Below are 18,836 nucleotides of genomic sequence, written 5' to 3' on the forward strand. Positions count from 1 at the left end.
CTCCGCCGCGCGGGTTCGCTGGCGGCCGGCACCCGTGACCTGACGAGTAAACGATGGCTGATTTACCGATCAACGACCTAAACGTCGCCTCCAACGAGACACTGATCACTCCCGATCAGCTCAAGCGCGATATTCCCCTGAGCGACGCCGCACTGCGCACCGTCACCAAGGGCCGCGAAGTCATTCGCAACATTCTGGATGGCACCGACCATCGCCTGTTCGTCGTCATCGGGCCTTGCTCGATCCACGACATCAAGGCCGCCCACGAATATGCCGAGCGCCTGAAAGTTCTCGCCGCCGAAGTGTCCGATACCCTGTATCTGGTTATGCGCGTGTATTTCGAGAAGCCACGTACCACCGTCGGCTGGAAAGGCTTGATCAACGACCCGTACCTGGACGACTCGTTCAAGATCCAGGACGGCTTGCACATCGGTCGCCAGTTGCTGCTGGACCTGGCCGAAAAAGGCCTGCCGACCGCCACCGAAGCCCTCGACCCGATCTCCCCGCAATACTTGCAGGACCTGATCAGCTGGTCGGCCATCGGCGCGCGCACCACCGAATCCCAGACTCACCGTGAAATGGCCTCCGGGCTGTCCTCGGCCGTCGGCTTCAAGAACGGCACAGATGGCGGCCTGACCGTGGCGATCAACGCCCTGCAATCGGTTTCCAGCCCGCACCGCTTCCTGGGTATCAACCAGGAAGGTGGCGTGTCGATCGTGACCACCAAGGGCAATGCCTACGGTCACGTGGTGCTGCGCGGCGGCAACGGCAAACCGAACTACGATTCGGTCAGCGTTGCGCTCTGCGAGCAGGCGCTGAACAAGGCGAAGATCAAGCCGAACATCATGGTCGATTGCAGCCACGCCAACTCCAACAAGGATCCGGCCCTGCAACCGCTGGTGATGGAGAACGTCGCCAACCAGATCCTCGAAGGCAACAAGTCGATCATCGGCCTGATGGTTGAAAGCCACTTGAACTGGGGCGCCCAGGCGATCCCGAAAGACCTCGCCGACCTGCAATACGGCGTGTCGATCACCGACGCCTGCATCGACTGGACCGCGACCGAAAACACCTTGCGCAGCATGCATGCCAAGCTCAAGGATGTGCTGCCTAAACGCGATCGCAGCTGATCGCCTGTTTGGCGGTGCAAAAAGCACACACAAAAAAAAACGCCGGGCTGGACCCGGCGTTTTTTTATGTGTTCGTTTTGTTGAAGGTCACTGACTCAGCTTGGCCGCATGCCGCTGGTGACGCTCCATGTAGCGCTCGACGTAGGAGCACGATGGAATGACGGTGTAGCCCATTTCGTCAGCGTACTCCAGCGCCTTCTCGGTCAAGGCTGCCGCAATACCGCGACCACGCAATGCGTTGGGCACGAAGGTGCGATAGATATCCAGGGTCTGTTTCCCCAGATCCATATAGGTCAGATAGGCACGATGACCGTCCACATTGGTCTCGAACTGATGACCAGCCTGGTCATGGTGGATGGACAACGCCTCGCTCATCACTACTCCTCGCGGGTCTGGAATTCCGACCCCTACCTTACCGATGTTTTTCCGGCGAAGGAACATCTACGCCACCCCGTGCCTGAGTGGGCACCGAGAAGAGCTGCACCGATCTCGCGCTACCGAGCACGTACAAATAGTAGGCACCATTGGCAGAAATGCTCAAGGTGCGCTCGTCATCGTGCGGGTTGGCGGGTGCTGCTCCGGATCACGCAGGATTGCGCTCGACCGAAGATCACTCCGGGTCGATAGCCTGAACATTGCCGGATGTTGAGACTTAAGACGAGCGCCCGCTGTTAAAGTCACCTGAACATCGAGAAAGATATTGGGAGGCGCTACGCAAAAGCCGAACAAAAGTGTAGACGAATCCATGTAGGCGGACTTTAGCCAGGCGGGAAAAAGAGCGGTGTGCCGAAGGAACTTTTTCTCTCCAGTTCGCTCAGCCACGGGCCTTGCAGCTGGATATTTTTTAAACAGTTCAGTTAAAAGTTGCTCGAAAAAGAATCAACGCCTACAATTTTTTTTGCTTCTTGCGTCACGTCAGTTTTACTTACTACAAGTAATGGGTAGTATGTACGCCGGCTCTTTCCTCAATCGGAGGAGATAGCTACTTAATAGAAAGTCCTTGAAGGGGAACACGATGAACAACGTTCTGAAATTCTCTGCTCTGGCTCTGGCCGCAGTTCTGGCTACCGGTTGCAGCAGCGCATCGAAAGAAACCGAAGCACGTCTGACCGCTACTGAAGACGCAGCTGCTCGCTCCCAGGCTCGTGCAGACGAAGCTTACCGTAAAGCTGATGAAGCTCTGGCTGCTGCTCAAAAAGCACAACAGACTGCTGACGAAGCTAACGAGCGTGCTCTGCGCATGCTGGACAAAGCTAGCCGCAAGTAATAATCCTTCGGGATTGTTATCAAGCCGACCCATTTTTTGGGTCGGCTTTTTTATTGCCTGGCGTTTCTCCAGGCAATAAAAAACCCGTCGACGCTGTCCGCGCCGACGGGCTCTTTGCCAGCGTTACTGCAGCGGGTCGATCGGCATGCTCGATACCATCGGTGCAACGCCGTTGCCCGGCACAGCGATCTCAACCGGCAGGCCGTCTTCAGCGGCGACCACATCACGCACCACATCCCAGTTCATACGCAGGTTGTTGGTGATGTCTTCACGCTTGAGCATCGCATTGATGACTGCGGTGTGCTTGTCGACCACCGACGGGTTGCCCTTGTCGTCCAGCGGCGTATGCGCCTCCAGATAGACCTTGCCGCCACTCAGACCAAACTTGTACGGGTCGTTGATGATCCGCACGGACGTTCCGACCGGTACCATGCCCGCCATTTCCAGCACGTTGTTGTTGAACATGCGGAAGCAACCGTGGCTGGTGCGCATGCCGATACCGAACTTCTTGTTCGAACCGTGGATCAGGTAGCCCGGTGTGCCCAGGGTGAACTTGAACGGCCCCAGCGGGTTGTCAGGGCCGGCCGGCACGACGTTGGGCAGCGGATCACCGTCTGCTGCGTGCTCGGCCTTGATCGAAGCCGGAGGCGTCCAGGTAGGGTTCGGTGTCTTGGCGGTGATGCTGGTGTGGGCAATCGGCGAGCCCCAGCCTTCACGACCGATACCCAGCGGGAACGTGTACACCACGTTCTTGCCTTTCGGGTAGTAATAGAGGCGGTACTCGGCCAGGTTGATCACGATGCCTTCACGCGGACCTGGTGGCAGGATGAAGCGAGTCGGCAGAATGATTTCCGTACCGGCGCCAGGCAACCAGGCATCGACACCCGGGTTGGCCGCGACCATTTCCGTGTAGCCCAGATCGTAGGCGGTACCAAGGTCGGCGAAGGTATCTTCGTACTTGGCCTTGATCACCTGCACCTGGCCGATGATGTCCTCACCGGGCGGTGGCAGGGGAAGCTCCAATGCTGCGACTGGACCGGCCACTAAGAGGGCGGCAAGAGTCAGGCAGCGGGTGACGGCAGGAAAGCGCGACAACATCCGGAAAATCCTATGCATGATCAACTGAGAGTATAAGAACGCGATTGTACACTGCAGTCCGTTATTTCGGGGAGATCGCCCGATTACAGGCAGTGCGGGCCGATTTTGCGATTATCTTCGATCCCGTGTGGGAGCGAGCTTGCTCGCGAAAAACGCCAGGACAACGCGGGCATTCAGGCAGCACGCGTTATCGTTGACGTCCATCGCGAGCAAGCTCGCTCCTACAGAAGAGCAGAGCAACGGCAGGTCGGCGTACACCCGTGCTCTTTACCACTCATCAGGCCGAGCGTTAGCTCGCCTGCAGCTTTTGATCTTGATCCACCCGCCCCCTCGGCAGGCTGAGTGGAGGTGTTCATCAGGGGGCAGGCGCGCAGCGCCGTTCGACGAAGTCGAACACATCGAGAGGAGGTCGTCGCGAAGCAGACCGGAGGCGATGCGCCCTGATGAATACCGGAGCGAAGGAACCCCGAGCTTTAGCGAGGGGCCGTACGTAAGGGGCGAGACCTTTGGTTCCTTTGGGGCGTTTGCCAAAGGGACTCGCCGTAAGGGCGAAACCATAAGCCGCCGTTACCGCAGCAACGGATATGTACACGGTCAACAAAAGACAGGTCGGCTCGAAGGCCGCCCCGACTCCTGACGGATCAAAGCTCAAACCGCAATTCCGGCCAGATCGGCGACGTCCCCCGCTTCTGCGACTCAAGAATGGCCCGGCACAACGAACACAGCCGCTGGTCCTGAAACACCCGGCGATCAACACTCGACCAGCGCGGTTGCGCCGGCAACAGACTGCCGCACAGGGTCCGGTCCGCCGAACCGCCCAACTCCAGCTGACGGGTCACCAGATGCACCCGCACTTCCTGGCAGGCGAACAGATCCAGCTGTTCGTCAGGCTCGATCAGTTGATAGGCAAATAGTGACCAGGCGGGACGCGGCATCGGGGGCTCCAAATCGGGGCGCCACCTTAGCCGAAAGCCTGCTTCTAGAAAAGTGTCATAACAGCGGTTTTAGAGTAGGCCAGACATTTTCCAGCAACTTGTCCTGGGCCCCGGCCGCCGGGTGTATGCCGTCAGCCTGCATCAAGTCCGGATGGCCGCCTACGCCATCGAGGAAAAACGGCACCAGCGGGATCTTTTTCTCATCGGCCAGGTTGCTGTAGACCTCGGCGAACGCCTTGGTGTAACGCGCACCATAATTGGGTGGCAATTGCATGCCGAGCAGCAACACCTTGGCACCGCTGGCCCGGGAGCTGTCGATCATCGAAGCAAGATTTTGTTGCAATTGAGTTGGCAGCATCCCGCGCAGACCATCATTGCCGCCCAGCTCGAGGATCACCAGTTCCGGTTTATGCTCTGCAAGCAGCGCGGGCAGGCGCGCCTGGCCTCCGGCACTGGTGTCGCCACTGATGGACGCATTGATCACTTTGTCGTCGAAACCTTCCTGCCTGAGCCGTTGCTCAAGCAGCGACACCCACCCCAGCCGGGTATCCAGCCCGAAACCGGCGCTGATACTATCGCCAACGATCAGGACTGTACCCGCCGCTGCGTTTTGGGCCATGCACATCAAGGCCAGGCCAGCACTCAAAAACCAGACACGCATCGGACTCTCCATGGGCGCAAGCATTCTCATCGCGAAGGACCTTAGCAAAGTGGTTCCCAGCGCGGAAGGTGAACTGACCATCCTGCACCAACTCAGCCTGGAACTGAACAAGGGCGACAGCCTGGCCATCGTCGGCGCTTCCGGCTCCGGCAAGTCCACCCTGCTGGGTCTGCTTGCCGGCCTCGACCTGCCGAGCAGCGGCGAAGTCACACTCGCCGGGCAAGGCCTGAGCAACCTCGATGAAGACCAGCGTGCGCGCATCCGCGCCGAGCACGTGGGTTTTGTCTTTCAATCGTTTCAGCTGCTCGACAGTCTCAATGCCCTGGAAAACGTCATGTTGCCACTGGAGCTCGATGGCCGCAAAGACGCCCGCGAACGCGCCACCCAATTGCTCCAACGCGTGGGACTGGGCCAACGCCTGACTCACTCGCCGCGCCAGCTCTCCGGAGGCGAGCAACAACGCGTGGCGATTGCCCGAGCGTTTGCCGCCGAGCCCGATGTGCTGTTCGCCGACGAACCGACCGGCAACCTCGACAGCCACACCGGCGAGCGCATCAGCGACTTGCTGTTCGAGCTCAACCAGGAGCGCGGCACGACCCTGGTGCTGGTGACTCACGATGAACGCCTGGCCCATCGCTGCCGGCGCCTGATCCGTCTTGAAGCCGGCCTGCTGGTCGCCCCTCTGGAGCCTTGATGGCACGCCTGCCGCTGTTGCGCCTGTTCAGTCTCGCCATCCGCCAATTGCTGCGCGATGCCCGCGCCGGTGAATTGCGCGTGTTGTTTTTCGCCTTGCTGGTGGCCGTGGCCGCCAGCACTGCCATCGGTTACTTTGGCGCGCGCCTGAACGGCGCCATGATGCTGCGCGCTACCGAATTCCTTGGTGCCGACCTGCTGCTCGAAGGCAGTTCGCCTGCGCGCCCCGAACAGATAAGAAGCGGCACCGAACTGGGTCTGGAACACGCTCAAGTGGTGGAGTTCTCCAGCGTCATCGCCACCGACAACAGCATTCAACTGTCCAGCATCAAGGCGGCCGATGACACCTACCCGCTACGCGGCGAATTGAAAAGCGCGCCCGCCCCCTTTGCCACGCAAATAGTCGGTGGCGGACCGCACCCCGGTGAAGCCTGGGTCGAGGCACGCCTGCTGACCGCCCTGGACCTGAAGATCGGCGACAGCATCGATGTCGGCATGAAAACCCTGAAACTGGCGCGGGTGCTGACTTACGAACCCGATCGCGCCGGCAATTTCTACAGCCTGACACCGCGGGTGCTGATCAACCTCGACGACCTTGCAGCCACCGGCGTGGTGCAGCCCGGCAGCAGGGTCAGCTATCGCGAATTATGGCGAGGCAGCGCTCAGGCACTCGAGACGTATCGGCAACTGATCAAACCGGGGCTTGCCGCCAACCAGCGCTTGCAGGACGCCCGCGACGGTAATCGACAGATCGGTGGCGCCCTGGGCAAAGCCGAACGCTACCTGAACATGGCCAGCCTGGTGGCGGTGTTGCTGTCCGGCGTGGCGGTGGCGCTGTCGGCAACCCGCTTCGCCACCCGACGGTTCGATGCCAGTGCCTTGCTGCGCTGCCTCGGGCTGTCGCGCCGGGAAACCATGGTGCTGTTCAGCCTGCAACTGACTGTCCTCGGGCTGCTGGCCAGCATCAGCGGCGCCCTCCTCGGCTGGCTCGCACAGCTGGGGTTGTTTGCCCTGCTGCATGACTTGTTGCCGACCGACGTGCCTCCGGGCGGGCTGTTTCCGGCCATTGCCGGGATCGGTACCGGACTGGTGGCGTTGGCCGGATTCGCCTTGCCGCCACTGGCGGCTCTGGGTCGGGTTCCGCCATTGCGCGTGCTGCGCCGGGACATGCTGCCGATCCCTTCCAGCACCTGGATGGTCTACGGCGCAGCGCTGGGCGCCCTCGCCCTGATCATGTGGCGCCTGAGCCTGGACCTGGTGCTGACCTTTGCCCTGCTCGGCGGCGGCGTGATTGCAGCGTTGGTGCTGGGCGGCTTGTTGTTGCTGCTGTTGAAGAGCCTGCGGCGCATGCTTGCTCGTGCGTCCTTGCCCTGGCGCCTGGGACTGGGCCAACTGCTGCGTCACCCGCTCACTGCCGCGGGCCAGTCCCTGGCGTTCGGCCTGATTCTGCTGTCAATGGCGCTGATTGCGTTGCTGCGCGGCGAGTTGCTGGACACCTGGCAGAACCAGCTGCCGAAAAACGCTCCAAACTACTTCGCGCTGAACATCCTGCCGGCGGACAAACAGGCCTTCACCGATCACCTGATCACCGTATCGGCGCAATCGGCACCGCTGTACCCGGTGGTGCCTGGACGCTTGATCAGCATCAACGGCGAGCCAGTGCAGCAAATCGTCACCAAGGAATCGGCCGGGGACCGGGCGATCCAGCGCGACCTGAGCCTGACCTGGGCCGCGGACCTGCCGTCGGGCAACAAACTCACGGCCGGCAATTGGTGGAACCAACAGATGCCGGACGATGTTCCCGGCGTATCGGTAGAAGGCAAGGTCGCCGAGAGTTTGAAAATAAAGCTCGGCGACCACCTGGTATTCAGCGTTGGCGGAGTCAATCGCGAGGCGAAGGTCACCAGCCTGCGGGATATCAACTGGGACAACTTCCAGCCGAACTTCTTCATGATCTTCCAGCCCGGCACCCTCAAGGATCTGCCAGCGACCTACCTGACCAGTTTTTATCTGGCAGCGGGTCACGACCAACAGATTGTCGACCTGTCCCGCGCCTTCCCGGCGGTGACCATCCTGCAGGTCGAAGCCTTGCTGGAGCAACTGCGCAGCATCCTCGCCCAGGTGACCCTGGCGGTGGAGTACGTGTTGTTGTTCGTGTTGGCGGCGGGGATGGCGGTGCTGTTCTCCGGCCTGCAAGCGACGCTGGATGAACGCATTCGCCAGGGCGCGCTGTTGCGTGCGCTGGGGGCGGAGCGGCAATTGCTGGTCAAGGCCCGGCGTATCGAGTTCGGTTTGCTGGGCGCAGTCAGTGGCTTGCTGGCGGCACTGGGTTCGGAAGTGGTGAGTTGGGTGCTCTATCGCTACGCCTTTGACCTGCCGTGGCATCCACATCCATGGCTGTTGTTGCTCCCACTGGTGGGCGCCGTGCTCATTGGTGGTGCAGGGGTGTTCGGCACCCGTCGGGCATTGAACGCCAGCCCGCTGACAGTTCTGCGCGAGGGTTGATAGACTCCTGCCATCCTCACCACAAGAAGCTGTCATGAGCCGTTACCGCCCTCCCCGCACCGCTGGCACCGCGCTGATCACCCCCGAGGGTGAAGCGCGGATGCGCGCCGAGTTCCATGAGTTGTGGCATGTACGTCGGCCCCAGGTTACCCAGGCTGTCAGCGAAGCCGCGGCCCAGGGTGATCGCTCGGAGAACGCCGAATACACCTATGGCAAAAAGATGCTGCGAGAGATCGACAGCCGCGTGCGTTTTCTCACCAAACGCCTGGAAGCGCTCAAGGTGGTCAGCGAAAAACCCAGCGATCCGAACAAGGTCTATTTCGGCGCCTGGGTCACGATCGAGGACGAGGATGGCAAAGAGTCGCGCTACCGCATTGTCGGGCCGGATGAACTGGACCTCAAACAGGGCCTGATCAGCATCGACTCGCCCCTGGCCCGCGCATTGATCGGCAAGGCACTGGACGCCGAAGTCCGGGTCCAGACACCGACGGGTGAGCAGTGCGTGTACATCGTGGCAATCGAGTACCCGTGAGCGTTAAAGCCGGGTAATCAGTCCCTGCCGGGCAACGCGGGTCAGTTGCCGGATCACTTCAGGCGCATCTTCGAGGCTGGGGGACTGAATCACTGCCAGATCGAAACTGTCGTTGGCGAAACGAGCGAGCGACTCACCGTCTTCGACAAACTGGATCAGGAAGGCAGCGGGACCGCCGGTACGACGTGGCCAGCCATCGAGATAACGCAAGAGCGTCGGCTGATGTTTGCCGCCAAGCAGGATTTTTGGATTGCGCTGGGTGAGATGTGCCGTGATCGGCGCGGGACGTACAACGGGGTTTAGTGCATTCATTGTGTCGTGTCTCTGCCTCAAAAGTCTGCATGGCAGGTGAGAGGCAACACCGAACCAGCGCTTTAGCGGTATTTCGAAGCCTGTTCCGGCTTCTATCGGCAACTGGATGAGTCACCTGGCGCCCCGCAAGTAGCTGTTTAAATCGGCGCATGAGCAACATCCTAGAGAAGCTGACTGGACAGTGTCAAGAATGACGCTCAACAAAAAAGGCCCGCACAATGCGGGCCTTTTCGTTGAACCAGAGCGGTCAACCGGCGATGGCACGGTCCGCCGAGAGCTTGCCCGCACCTTCGATCAATACCGCGATACTGCCACCGAGCAACGCCAGGGCGAACTCATAACCGTTGTTGGCCATGAACAGACCGTTGCTGATGTGCACCGAGAAAATCGCAACCAGCGACAGGAAGATCAGGCCCAGTGCAGCCGGTCGAACCAGCAAGCCGATGATCAGGGCCAGGCCGGCGAAGAATTCGGTGCCGCCCGCCAGTGCCGCCATCAGGTAACCCGGCGTCAGTCCGAGGCTTTCCATGTACTGCGCGGTTCCAGCCAGACCATAGCCACCGAATGCCCCGAAGAGTTTTTGCGAACCGTGAGCGGCGAAAACAATACCGACCACGATGCGCAGAACGGTCAGGCCGTAGCCAGCGCGGGTAGACAGTACCTTATTGATCAGAGTGCTCATGCTGTTTCATTCCTTGTCAGTGTGTGTGGGTTGGCCGCCATATTAATCAGTAATTCACATTCTAAAAGCGCAAAAAACCCGTAATAACAATCAAATTTGTTGATCATTTGCGTGAGACAACCTTTTGCCCCTGGGGCTCCAACGACTCCCGCTCCCGGTCGAACGCCAAGTAATACTTGTTCACGCTATTAACATAACTGACAGGCCCCATACCCACTTGCTCCATGGCAATGCGTTCGACCTGGAAGAACCACTGGTTGGGATTCAAGCCTCGCCGGCGGGCTTCGGCGCGCATGCCTTGCACCCGCTCCGGCCCGATGTTGTAGGCCGCCAGCACGAAGGCCATGCGTTCGCGCTCGTTGAGTTTCGGACTGGCAAAGAATTTGCGCCGGATCATCGCCAGGTACTTGGCCCCGGCCTGCACATTGCCATCAAGGTCCTGAATATTGTTGACCCCCACCCGCTGCGCCGCAGAAGGCGTGATCTGCATCAGACCGGTGGGGCCACCGCCACTGCGGGCGGCGGGTTGCAGGGATGACTCCTTGAAGGCCAGCGCCGCCAGGTTCAGCCAGTCCATGCCCTGGGCGTCGGCGTGTTTTTGCAACACTGGGCGAAGTTTTTCCAGGCGCTGTCGGTCCGCCTTGGCCAGTGGATAGTGCACTTGATAGAGACGACGATAGATCCGCAGGAACGCGGCGTCCTGATCCGATGGTTTTTTGTAGACGGTGAGGAAGCGATCAATGCTGGCCCGCAGCATCGAGGCATCACGGCGCACGAACCAGAATTCCTCTCCCGGATCACTGACGAGTACCTGTTTGTCGAAACGCAGCCTGGGCAGGATCTTGCCCCAGCGTTCGGCGATCGGTTGCTCGACGATGGTCAGGTGGAAGATCCCGCCCTGCACCATCTCCAGTACATCCTCGACGGCAAGGCTCGGATCGACCCATTCGATCGTGACCGGTGGCAGTTTGTGCAAGGCGAGCTTTTGATTGATCTGGCTGACGGCATCCCCGGCGGCACTGCCTGCGGGTAATGCCAGGGTCTTGCCGGAAAGCTGTTCAAGCCTGGTGTAGCGGCGTTCGCCCTTGATGCCCACCAGGACCAACGGGATGTTGCTGGCAATCGGCTCACTGGTGCTGACGGCGAAGCCGGGTTGCAGCTCGAGCAACTCGCCTGGCGCCACCAGATCGCCCTCCCCCCGCTGCAATGCGCCAAGCAGTTGATCCTTGGCCTTGGGAATGATCTTGAGGGTGATTTCCTGGCCGTCACGGGCGTGGCCGTTGAGGTATTGCTCGAACGCTCTCAGGCGATGGTACTCGACCCCGATCGCCTGCCCCTGGACTTCACCGGAACTGTTGCGGCTCTGGTTGACCAACACCCGCAGCACACGACTGCTGCGTATTTCCGCAAGGTCGCGCACCTTGCTCGCCGGTACCGCTTGCAACGGCCCGGGCAGACGCGCGACCGCCGTCATCGGCAGTAGCAGCGAACAACACAGCAGTAGCAAAACCGAGGGACGAATCATCCACTCTCCGGAAAGAATATGAGGCCCGCTTCAATGACGAAAACCATCAAGCGCGGCGACAAAAACAGAGCGCCCAAGGCGCTGGCAACGTGCGAAAGACTGGCACAATGATGGCAAAACTACCAACCAGGCCTGGTCCGCGGCTCAAGAGACAGCGTTAACCCGTTGTAGTTCTTGGTTTTTCTTATAAATCCACGGCTCTGATATGCTTTCCGGCCTTTGGGCCGAGGTAGCACCATGCAACTCATCGATATCGGCGTCAACCTGACCAACGCCAGTTTTGCCGACAAACACCAAGCCGTACTTGACCGCGCCTACGCGGCCGGCGTGTGCCAACTGGTGCTGACCGGCACCAGTGTCGAGGGCAGTGAACAGGCCCTTGAGCTGTGCCAGCAACTGGACGAAAGCGCCCAGCGCCTGTTCGCCACCGCCGGTATTCACCCTCACTGCGCCAGCGACTGGAACGCCGACAGCGCCCGACGTTTGCGCAGCTTGCTCCTGGAGCCGAATGTAGTGGCCGTGGGCGAATGCGGGCTGGATTTCAACCGTGATTTCTCGCCGCGCCCGCAACAGGAGAAGGTCCTCGAAGAACACCTGGCCATGGCCGTCGAATTGCAGCTGCCGGTTTTTCTGCACGAACGCGACGCCAGCCAGCGCCTGCTGGAAATCCTGCGCGACTTCCGCGACCGACTGCCGGCCGCCGTAGTGCACTGCTTCACTGGAGAGCAGAAGGCACTGTTCAGCTATCTCGACCTGGACTTGCACATCGGCATTACCGGCTGGATCTGCGACGAACGCCGGGGCACGCATTTGCACCCACTGGTCAAGGAGATCAAGCGCGGACGCCTGATGCTCGAAAGCGACGCACCGTATCTGCTGCCGCGCAGCCTGCGCCCCAAGCCGAAAAACGGGCGAAACGAGCCGGCGTACCTGACCGAAGTACTACGCGAAGTGGCACTGCATCGCGGGGAAAGCCAGGAAGATCTGGCAGCGCATACCACCGCGTGCGCGCGGGCGTTTTATGGTCTGCCATTGATCTCCTGATTGCCATAAATCCCACAGGATTGAAGTTGATCTGCATCAAGAGTCAGTCACCTGTATAGCGGCACAATGATGGCGTCTTGCCAAAACTGTTTCCGCTATCAGAGAAGACCTCCATGGGTGCCTGGCTTAGCAATATCTCGCTGAAATACAAATTCTGGGCGGTCAACGCCGTCGCTTTCGTCACCACCCTGTTGTTGGTGCTGTACGCGGTGCAACTCGAACAGCAGGCCCGCAGTCGCGCCGCCCAGGCTTCGGCCCAGGCTCAGGCGCGATTGCTCGAAGCCTGGCCCGCCGGGCAAACGTTGCCCCACGCCGACAACTTCCTTGCGTTCAGCCGAGGACAGGCACCCACGCTCAATGAGCAACCCGTGCAAGAACTGGCCGACGCCAATGGCTGGGTCGAGATCAACTTGATGCCGCTGTTCGGTGACAATCCGCTGATGGGTGCCGAAGTGTTTACCCGTGCCGACGGCCAGCGGGTCGCCGTGATTGCCCATGGTCCGAGCCTGAGCCAGGTGTTCAACGAGCGTTTTGCCAACTACGCGGTGGCGGTGTTCATCCTGATGCTGGCAATGCTCGGTGCATCGCAGTTATTGATCCGCTTCCTGCTCAGCCAGCTCAACACCTTGAAAGACGTCATGTTGCACGTGGAGAAAACCGGCGACCTGTCGGCCCGCGTGCCATTGGCCTGCAGCGACGAAGTCGGACAAATGGCCAACGCCTTCAACGCCATGCAGGCCGGTTATCAACGGGTGGTCAACACCGTCGCCAGCACCGCCCGGCAACTGGACGTCGGCGCCGCACGGCTGGCGGCCAGCATGAATGAAGTGCGCCACGGCATGCTGGGCCAGCAAAGCGAAACCGATCAGGCCGCCACAGCGATCAATGAAATGACCGCCACGGTCTATCACATCGCTCAACACGCGGGTGCCACCCGTGACCTTTCGCAATCGGCCGATACCCTGGCCGGCAGCGGGCAGGCGGTTGTGACACGGGTGCAGCGGTCGATTGCCGGACTGTCCACCGGCGTCCAGCAGACTGCCGAGATGATTCAACGCCTGGCCGAGGACAGCCAGAAAATCAACGGCGTGGTCAACGTGATTCACAGCATCGCCGAGCAGACCAACCTGTTGGCGCTCAACGCCGCCATCGAAGCGGCCCGGGCCGGCGAAATGGGTCGCGGTTTCGCGGTAGTCGCCGATGAAGTACGCAACCTCGCCAAACGCGTGCAGGCCTCCACGGATGAGATCACCCTCATGGTCTCGGCGTTGCAGGCCGGCACACGGGACGCCGTGGATTTCATGCAAGAGAGCTCGTTCAAGGCCGACGACTGCGTACAACAGGCGCAAGAGGCCGGCGCGGCATTGGCCGAGATCACCGGAGCGGTGGCGCAGATGCGTGAAAGCAACACGCAGATCGCGGTGGCGGCCGAGCAGCAGAGCCAGGTGGCGGAGGAGATGAACCGGGCGGTGGTGAGCATCCGTGACGTGACCGAGAACACGGTGCATCAGACGGTGACGTCGGCGACCACCAGCAATGAGCTGGCGGCGTTGGCCGGTGAGTTGAGCAAGGCGATAGGTCAACTGAAACTTTGAGAGCCTCTTCGCGGGCAAGCCCGCTCCCACAGGTGACCGCGTTCTTTCATTGGAATACGGTCAAAATGTAGGAACGGGATTGCTCGCGAAGGCTTCAGAACTGGCACCATCTATTCCAGTCATGGCACCTATCAAGCCAATAGCCAGCCTTGATTCGCCGCCAGCATAGACCGGGCCTATTCTTAATCACATGTGTTCAACATGGATCGAGGATCGGCATCATGGGCAAACGTCACCCCAACCTACCCGCCTGGCAATGGCGAGCCTACCCGAACAATCATCAGCACCCGACCAATCTGGTGCTGCACCTGATCGCGGTGCCGCTGTTCATCGTGGCATTTCTGCTGATTGTGACCGGGGTGTTCAGCCTGAGCCTGGCAAATATCGCCATCGGCGTAATCGGTGTCATTGCGGCGCTGGCCTTGCAACGCCACGGCCACAACCTGGAGACCCAAGCCTCCGAACCCTTCAGTGATCGCAAGGATGCGGTATCACGCCTGTTGGTCGAGCAGTTCCTGACGTTTCCACGGTTCTTCCTCAGCGGCGGCTGGTGGCGCGCCTGGCGTGAGCGCCACCGCCGGCACTGATCAGGCGAACACAGTCACGGTCTGCCGGCTCATGGCGATCAACCGACCATCCGCGCTCCACATTTTTGCGGCGGCATGCCCGTAGCCGTCGGCGGCGTATTCGGTTTCGACGAGGTATTTGCACCAGTCCAGGGTGTTCAGTTCCAGCAGCGGCTGCACGAATTCGATGGTCCAGGTCAGCGTGCTGCCCATCGCCGGCTTCTTCAAAAACGGCATCAGGGCCGGCGGCCAGGCGTCCACCAGCGCCAGGATATGCGCCTCGCCGATAGCCTCTTCCTTTACGTCGCCGCGCAAACGTACCCAGCCACCCATTTGCCGGGATGTGCTACCGCTGAACGGCAGCCCGCCGACACTCCAGCGCATCGCCAGATGCCGCATGAACTCCGGGATGACGCCTTCGACGAAAGGCAATTCCTGGCATTCGTCCCAGTGCTTCATTTCAGGTGCCGGTTCAGCGGCCACCGCCACTTCCGAAGGTCGCGAGGCGCCGAAGCTGCCCTGGATCAACGTCACCACCTGGCCCTTCTGCATCACCCGGCCCAGCACTTGGCTGACGGCCTTGCCTTCGCGCAGCACCTCGACGTCAAAACTGACCGGCACCTCGGGCTCAACCGGGCCGACAAAGGTGATTGCCAACGAACGCACCGGTCGATCCGCCGGAACCCGGGCGCGCATGGCTTCGTACTGCAAAGCGGCCACCAGGCCACCGAAACTGGCTCGCCCCTGGGCCCATGAGGCCGGGATAGACAGCTCAATCGGCTGGCAGCGGACAGCGTTGAGCAGTTCGGAAAAACGCATGAAAACCTCTGGGAATGGAAAAAGATGAAGGGATCTTAACCATCTGGCGACGTTGATACATCGCCTATTCCGGCCAAATTGACTGACAGATAAGTCGCACAAGGCTCGTGCCGGACATATAACCTGCAGGAGCGAGCCTGCTCGCGATAGCGCCCGGACAGCCAACATCAATGTTGAATGTCACGACCTCATCGCGAGCAAGCTCGCTCCCACAAAGGATCTCGAGTGGTCTCAGGATTTGAAACAGGCCTTGCTGAATTTTTCCAGAACGCGGTCCGCTCGGGTTTCGGCCTCGGCCATCGTGGCTTCCCATACGGCAACACAGGGTTGCAAATCCGCTTCCCGTTCAGCCATCGCCAGCCATTGCACGCAATCGTGCCAGTCGCCCAGCGCACCCTGGGCCGATTTCAGCCGGGGCATGGCCGCTTTCGGCAAACGGTCCAGTTCGGGGTAAGCGTCGATGCCATAGCGCACGCGCTTGATCAGCAGGCGCAGCCGATGACGGTCGTGGGTCGGATCGTGCAGTGCCTCGTCGAGTTTTTTCCATTGCTTGCCCAGGCGTTTTTCGATGCGCTTGCGCAGGCCCTTGAGCAATCCCTGGCGCTGGGCGGCACGCAGAAAACGCGGAAACGCATCGAGGACGATCAGCATTTGCGCGAGTTCGGGACTGGTCGCCACGGCCGGGTAAGCCTCGGCCATTTGCGCCATGCGCCACTGTGCGGCTTGGGGTTGATGGTGCTGGAGCAGGTACGCCGCCAGCACTTCGCGATCACGCAATGGTGTGGTCAGATCGCCCACCCGGGAGGCCGCCGCTTCCTGTTGTTCGACGCCGGGCAACCCGCGCAAGGGTCGCAACAGACTGCGTAACCGTCGCATGGTTGTACGCAGATCATGTAACGCTTCAGGGTCTGTACGCTCTTTCAAGCGGGCCTGACAGGCCAGCAGACGAACTTCCAGGCCCAGAACCTGAGCCACCAACCGATCGATCATGGGGGTTTACTCCGTAAACAGCGCCAGGTTGCAAGCTCCAGGCTGAAAGCTCGAAGGCTCTTGCAGCTTAGAGCTTGTCACCGCTTTTTGCTTTTAACGCCCTGCGCGCGATTCACGAATATAGAAACGAGCCTTCTCGGCTTTTTTGGTGCAGCCTTCGAATCCCTCGAATTGCTGCTGGGTCTTGGCCGCGGTCAACAACGACAGGGCCTTGGAGTAGCTGACGGTCCCGGCGAAACCTTCGGCTTTGGCCAGGTCCAGTTCATGCCATGCCGCATCCAGGTTACTACCGCAGCTGTCGCGATAAGCGGTTTTGCCGGCACAACCAGCCAACGCCAGGGCAATCAAAGGCACGCAGATCCAAGCTTTCATCACTCACTCCTCAAGAATAGGTCAACAGTCATGCAGGTAAGACGTTGTGGCACCTGAAAAGTGCCGTTGGTCCGCTGTGCAAACTATAGCGCCGACGAGAATAACCATGTGCCGCCATGGAGTGTCGAAAATACGACGCTCTTGTCCCCTCGAACGACCATGGCGATTGAAGCAAGGCCCTCGATGGGTGCATTGTTGAATCATTCAAACGAGGGCGATTCATGAAAAAGCGTGTCGCACTGGTATTGGGCTCGGGTGGAGCCCGGGGTTATGCACATATCGGGGTCATTGAAGAGATCGAACGGCGCGGCTATGACATTGCCTGTATCGCCGGATGCTCCATGGGCGCGGTGGTGGGAGGGATCTACGCCGCCGGCAAACTCAATGACTACCGTGACTGGATCGAGAGCCTGGATTATCTCGACGTGTTGCGTCTGGTGGACGTCAGTTTTCGTCTGGGGGCGATCCGTGGCGAGAAAGTCTTCGGACAGATCCGCAAGATCGTCGGCGAGATCAACATCGAAGATTTGCGTATCCCCTACACCGCGGTTGCCACCGACCTGACCAACCAGCAGGAAATCTGGTTCCAGGAAGGTTGCCTGCATCAGGCCATGCGCGCCTCGGCAGCGATTCCCAGCCTGTTTACCCCGGTGATGCAAGGCAACCGCATGCTGGTCGATGGCGGCATTCTCAACCCGCTGCCGATCGTGCCGGTGGTGTCGAGCCATTGCGACTTGATCATCGCGGTCAACCTCAACGCCACCAACCAGCGCCACTATCAATTGCCGGTCATCCAGCGTCCCGCCGCCTTCAAGACCCGCTTCGACAGCCTGATCAACTCCGTCGGCTCGAAGTTGCCGTTCCGGCGCAAACAAGCCGAGCAATTGTTGATTCTGGAACAGGAAGCCTTGAAGGCCGAAGGTGCGGAGCTCAACCCGTGGATCGAATCCGCCGAGCCCCAGGCGCAGCAACCCGCGGCCGCTCCGGAAACCAGTGGCGCCCCCCGCTCCGCCACCGGTTCGTTCATCATCGACAACGTCGGGCCGGCGTCCTTGCTGGATTTGATCAACCAGAGTTTCGAGGTGATGCAGACGTCACTGGCGCAGTACAAGATTGCCGGGTATCCGCCGGACATCCTGATCAACGTGCCCAAGCGCGTGTGTCGGTTTTTCGAGTTCTACAAGGCGCCGGAGTTGATCGCGCTGGGACGGGAGATTGCGCGGGATACGCTGGACCGGTATGAGAATGAGCAGAACTGAACGTCTGAAAATTCTCGATTGAATGCAAGGGCCTCATCGCGAGCAAGCTCGCTCCCACAGTGAATCTTTGGTGTTCACAAAATGTGTGTCTGACCAGGATCCTATGTGGGAGCGAGCTTGCTCGCGATGACGTCAGACCAGGCAACGAAGTTCTAAAGGCTGCCTTCACTCAACAACCGATACCCCACCCCAGCCTCGGTCACGATGAATCGTGGCCGGGTCGGGTCATCCGCCAGTTTCTGGCGCAAATGCCCGACCACGATGCGCAGGTAGTGAGTGTCTTCGGTGTGAGTCGGCCCCCAGATGTCCTTGAGCAATTGCTGCTGGGTGATCACCCGCCCGGGATGCCGCGCCAGTTGCGCCAGCACGGCGTACTCCTTGCGAGTCAGCGCGACTTCGACATCGTCGAGCAGCACCCGGCGATACGCCAGGTCGACCGTCAACGGACCGAAGTTCAGCTCCGCTTGTTGCACCTCGCCTGCGGGCGCCTGGCGCAATAACGCACGGATCCGCGCCAGGAATTCCTGAATGCCGAATGGCTTGGTCACATAGTCATTGGCGCCGCCATCCAGGGCCTCGACTTTCTGCCCTTCACTGGCGCGCACGGAGAGCACCAGTACCGGCACCGTCGACCATTCGCGAAAATCGCGCAATACCTGTTGGCCGTCCATGTCCGGCAAGCCGAGATCGAGTACCAGCAAGTCCGGTTTGTTCAACGCAGCTTGCGCCAATCCTTCACTGCCGCTGCCCGCCTCCAGCACTTTGTAGCCCTGGGAGGCGAGGCTGATGCGCAGGAATTTGCGGATCTGCGGTTCGTCGTCAATGACCAAAATGGTCGCGGTCTGGCTCAT

At 60.3% G+C, this 18,836-nt stretch carries 20 protein-coding genes; 9 read left to right on the top strand and 11 right to left on the bottom strand.

Features of this window, described 5'->3' with window-relative positions; translation table 11 throughout:
• Window positions 1–53: 53 nt before the first annotated feature.
• Window positions 54–1,130 (top strand): 3-deoxy-7-phosphoheptulonate synthase, encoded by a 1,077-nt coding sequence (locus tag J4D25_RS17555; protein ID WP_007973561.1) that lies wholly within the window; start codon window positions 54–56, stop codon window positions 1,128–1,130.
• 87 nt (window positions 1,131–1,217) lie between these two features.
• Here J4D25_RS17555 and J4D25_RS17560 read toward each other — a convergent pair whose 3' ends face one another.
• On the bottom strand, window positions 1,218–1,505 hold the full coding sequence (locus J4D25_RS17560) for a GNAT family N-acetyltransferase (RefSeq protein ID WP_007973562.1): 288 nt from the start codon (window positions 1,503–1,505) through the stop codon (window positions 1,218–1,220).
• Between the two features lie 640 nt (window positions 1,506–2,145).
• On the opposite strand from J4D25_RS17560, the gene oprI reads away from it, so the two are divergent.
• On the top strand, window positions 2,146–2,397 hold the full coding sequence (oprI, locus tag J4D25_RS17565) for an outer membrane lipoprotei OprI (protein ID WP_003199355.1): 252 nt from the start codon (window positions 2,146–2,148) through the stop codon (window positions 2,395–2,397).
• A gap of 123 nt (window positions 2,398–2,520) precedes the next feature.
• On the opposite strand, the gene J4D25_RS17570 is transcribed toward oprI, so the two are convergent.
• The 3 genes from J4D25_RS17570 to J4D25_RS17580 all read right to left on the bottom strand — a co-directional run bounded on the left by J4D25_RS17570 (window position 2,521) and on the right by J4D25_RS17580 (window position 5,091).
• On the bottom strand, window positions 2,521–3,495 hold the full coding sequence (locus tag J4D25_RS17570) for a L,D-transpeptidase family protein (RefSeq protein ID WP_057713807.1): 975 nt from the start codon (window positions 3,493–3,495) through the stop codon (window positions 2,521–2,523).
• A 641-nt stretch (window positions 3,496–4,136) separates the two neighbouring features.
• Window positions 4,137–4,430 (bottom strand): hypothetical protein, encoded by a 294-nt coding sequence (locus J4D25_RS17575; RefSeq protein ID WP_003226812.1) that lies wholly within the window; start codon window positions 4,428–4,430, stop codon window positions 4,137–4,139.
• Window positions 4,431–4,485: 55 nt separating this feature from the next.
• On the bottom strand, window positions 4,486–5,091 hold the full coding sequence (locus tag J4D25_RS17580; protein WP_057713806.1) for an arylesterase: 606 nt from the start codon (window positions 5,089–5,091) through the stop codon (window positions 4,486–4,488).
• Between the two features lie 10 nt (window positions 5,092–5,101).
• On the opposite strand from J4D25_RS17580, the gene J4D25_RS17585 reads away from it, so the two are divergent.
• From J4D25_RS17585 to greB, 3 genes are read left to right on the top strand one after another with little or no spacing between them, the layout of a single operon-like run.
• Window positions 5,102–5,785 (top strand): ABC transporter ATP-binding protein, encoded by a 684-nt coding sequence (locus J4D25_RS17585; protein WP_046043370.1) that lies wholly within the window; start codon window positions 5,102–5,104, stop codon window positions 5,783–5,785.
• Window positions 5,785–8,289, top strand: a complete 2,505-nt coding sequence (locus tag J4D25_RS17590) for an ABC transporter permease (protein WP_057713805.1) — start codon at window positions 5,785–5,787, stop codon at window positions 8,287–8,289. The genes J4D25_RS17585 and J4D25_RS17590 overlap by 1 nt, the downstream gene beginning before the upstream one ends.
• A 34-nt stretch (window positions 8,290–8,323) precedes the next feature.
• Entirely contained in the window at window positions 8,324–8,821 is a 498-nt protein-coding gene (greB, locus tag J4D25_RS17595; RefSeq protein ID WP_057713804.1) for a transcription elongation factor GreB, read from the top strand.
• Window positions 8,822–8,824: 3 nt separating this feature from the next.
• Here the strand turns inward: greB and J4D25_RS17600 are convergent, their stop codons facing one another.
• The 3 genes from J4D25_RS17600 to J4D25_RS17610 form a co-directional block, all read right to left on the bottom strand.
• Window positions 8,825–9,133 (bottom strand): hypothetical protein, encoded by a 309-nt coding sequence (locus tag J4D25_RS17600; RefSeq protein ID WP_057713803.1) that lies wholly within the window; start codon window positions 9,131–9,133, stop codon window positions 8,825–8,827.
• A gap of 247 nt (window positions 9,134–9,380) precedes the next feature.
• Window positions 9,381–9,815 (bottom strand): DoxX family protein, encoded by a 435-nt coding sequence (locus J4D25_RS17605; protein ID WP_057713802.1) that lies wholly within the window; start codon window positions 9,813–9,815, stop codon window positions 9,381–9,383.
• Window positions 9,816–9,918: 103 nt separating this feature from the next.
• Window positions 9,919–11,340, bottom strand: a complete 1,422-nt coding sequence (locus tag J4D25_RS17610) for a transglycosylase SLT domain-containing protein (protein WP_057713801.1) — start codon at window positions 11,338–11,340, stop codon at window positions 9,919–9,921.
• A 237-nt stretch (window positions 11,341–11,577) separates the two neighbouring features.
• Here J4D25_RS17610 and J4D25_RS17615 point away from each other — a divergent pair, with 237 nt between their 5' ends.
• The 3 genes from J4D25_RS17615 to J4D25_RS17625 all read left to right on the top strand — a co-directional run bounded on the left by J4D25_RS17615 (window position 11,578) and on the right by J4D25_RS17625 (window position 14,566).
• Window positions 11,578–12,384, top strand: coding sequence for a TatD family hydrolase (locus J4D25_RS17615; protein WP_057713800.1), 807 nt, complete (start codon window positions 11,578–11,580; stop codon window positions 12,382–12,384).
• 113 nt (window positions 12,385–12,497) lie between these two features.
• The gene (locus J4D25_RS17620) at window positions 12,498–13,979 is read left to right on the top strand and encodes a methyl-accepting chemotaxis protein (protein ID WP_057713799.1); all 1,482 of its coding nucleotides are present in this window, start codon (window positions 12,498–12,500) and stop codon (window positions 13,977–13,979) included.
• 221 nt (window positions 13,980–14,200) lie between these two features.
• Entirely contained in the window at window positions 14,201–14,566 is a 366-nt protein-coding gene (locus tag J4D25_RS17625) for an Mpo1-like protein (protein WP_057713798.1), read from the top strand.
• Here the strand turns inward: J4D25_RS17625 and J4D25_RS17630 are convergent, their stop codons facing one another.
• The 3 genes from J4D25_RS17630 to J4D25_RS17640 form a co-directional block, all read right to left on the bottom strand.
• Window positions 14,567–15,364, bottom strand: coding sequence for an acyl-CoA thioesterase II (locus J4D25_RS17630; RefSeq protein WP_057713797.1), 798 nt, complete (start codon window positions 15,362–15,364; stop codon window positions 14,567–14,569).
• A gap of 231 nt (window positions 15,365–15,595) precedes the next feature.
• Window positions 15,596–16,354, bottom strand: coding sequence for a CHAD domain-containing protein (locus J4D25_RS17635; RefSeq protein ID WP_057713796.1), 759 nt, complete (start codon window positions 16,352–16,354; stop codon window positions 15,596–15,598).
• Window positions 16,355–16,447: 93 nt separating this feature from the next.
• Window positions 16,448–16,726 carry a hypothetical protein gene (locus J4D25_RS17640; protein ID WP_034150181.1) on the bottom strand — a complete coding sequence of 93 codons (279 nt, stop codon included), beginning with the start codon at window positions 16,724–16,726 and terminating at the stop codon, window positions 16,448–16,450.
• A 221-nt stretch (window positions 16,727–16,947) separates the two neighbouring features.
• Here J4D25_RS17640 and J4D25_RS17645 point away from each other — a divergent pair, with 221 nt between their 5' ends.
• Window positions 16,948–17,985, top strand: coding sequence for a patatin-like phospholipase family protein (locus J4D25_RS17645; RefSeq protein WP_057713795.1), 1,038 nt, complete (start codon window positions 16,948–16,950; stop codon window positions 17,983–17,985).
• Between the two features lie 152 nt (window positions 17,986–18,137).
• Here the strand turns inward: J4D25_RS17645 and J4D25_RS17650 are convergent, their stop codons facing one another.
• Window positions 18,138–18,836: a response regulator gene (locus J4D25_RS17650; protein WP_057713794.1), complete on the bottom strand. Its 699-nt coding sequence runs from the start codon at window positions 18,834–18,836 to the stop codon at window positions 18,138–18,140.

Source organism: Pseudomonas sp. GW456-L13 (genome assembly GCF_017350115.1).
Classification (GTDB): Bacteria; Pseudomonadota; Gammaproteobacteria; order Pseudomonadales; family Pseudomonadaceae; genus Aquipseudomonas; species Aquipseudomonas jessenii.

Bases quoted from the DNA above. Each gene is read 5' to 3' on its own strand.
- J4D25_RS17620 (WP_057713799.1), top strand. From the start codon at position 12,498: ATGGGTGCCTGGCTTAGCAATATCTCGCTGAAATACAAATTCTGGGCG.
- J4D25_RS17630 (WP_057713797.1), bottom strand. From the start codon at position 15,364: ATGCGTTTTTCCGAACTGCTCAACGCTGTCCGCTGCCAGCCGATTGAG.
- J4D25_RS17560 (WP_007973562.1), bottom strand. From the start codon at position 1,505: ATGAGCGAGGCGTTGTCCATCCACCATGACCAGGCTGGTCATCAGTTC.
- J4D25_RS17615 (WP_057713800.1), top strand. From the start codon at position 11,578: ATGCAACTCATCGATATCGGCGTCAACCTGACCAACGCCAGTTTTGCC.
- J4D25_RS17580 (WP_057713806.1), bottom strand. From the start codon at position 5,091: ATGCGTGTCTGGTTTTTGAGTGCTGGCCTGGCCTTGATGTGCATGGCC.
- J4D25_RS17585 (WP_046043370.1), top strand. From the start codon at position 5,102: ATGGGCGCAAGCATTCTCATCGCGAAGGACCTTAGCAAAGTGGTTCCC.
- J4D25_RS17645 (WP_057713795.1), top strand. From the start codon at position 16,948: ATGAAAAAGCGTGTCGCACTGGTATTGGGCTCGGGTGGAGCCCGGGGT.
- J4D25_RS17555 (WP_007973561.1), top strand. From the start codon at position 54: ATGGCTGATTTACCGATCAACGACCTAAACGTCGCCTCCAACGAGACA.
- J4D25_RS17590 (WP_057713805.1), top strand. From the start codon at position 5,785: ATGGCACGCCTGCCGCTGTTGCGCCTGTTCAGTCTCGCCATCCGCCAA.
- J4D25_RS17605 (WP_057713802.1), bottom strand. From the start codon at position 9,815: ATGAGCACTCTGATCAATAAGGTACTGTCTACCCGCGCTGGCTACGGC.
- J4D25_RS17650 (WP_057713794.1), bottom strand. From the start codon at position 18,836: ATGAGCCAGACCGCGACCATTTTGGTCATTGACGACGAACCGCAGATC.
- J4D25_RS17570 (WP_057713807.1), bottom strand. From the start codon at position 3,495: ATGTTGTCGCGCTTTCCTGCCGTCACCCGCTGCCTGACTCTTGCCGCC.
- greB (WP_057713804.1), top strand. From the start codon at position 8,324: ATGAGCCGTTACCGCCCTCCCCGCACCGCTGGCACCGCGCTGATCACC.
- J4D25_RS17625 (WP_057713798.1), top strand. From the start codon at position 14,201: ATGGGCAAACGTCACCCCAACCTACCCGCCTGGCAATGGCGAGCCTAC.
- J4D25_RS17600 (WP_057713803.1), bottom strand. From the start codon at position 9,133: ATGAATGCACTAAACCCCGTTGTACGTCCCGCGCCGATCACGGCACAT.
- oprI (WP_003199355.1), top strand. From the start codon at position 2,146: ATGAACAACGTTCTGAAATTCTCTGCTCTGGCTCTGGCCGCAGTTCTG.
- J4D25_RS17640 (WP_034150181.1), bottom strand. From the start codon at position 16,726: ATGAAAGCTTGGATCTGCGTGCCTTTGATTGCCCTGGCGTTGGCTGGT.
- J4D25_RS17635 (WP_057713796.1), bottom strand. From the start codon at position 16,354: ATGATCGATCGGTTGGTGGCTCAGGTTCTGGGCCTGGAAGTTCGTCTG.
- J4D25_RS17610 (WP_057713801.1), bottom strand. From the start codon at position 11,340: ATGATTCGTCCCTCGGTTTTGCTACTGCTGTGTTGTTCGCTGCTACTG.
- J4D25_RS17575 (WP_003226812.1), bottom strand. From the start codon at position 4,430: ATGCCGCGTCCCGCCTGGTCACTATTTGCCTATCAACTGATCGAGCCT.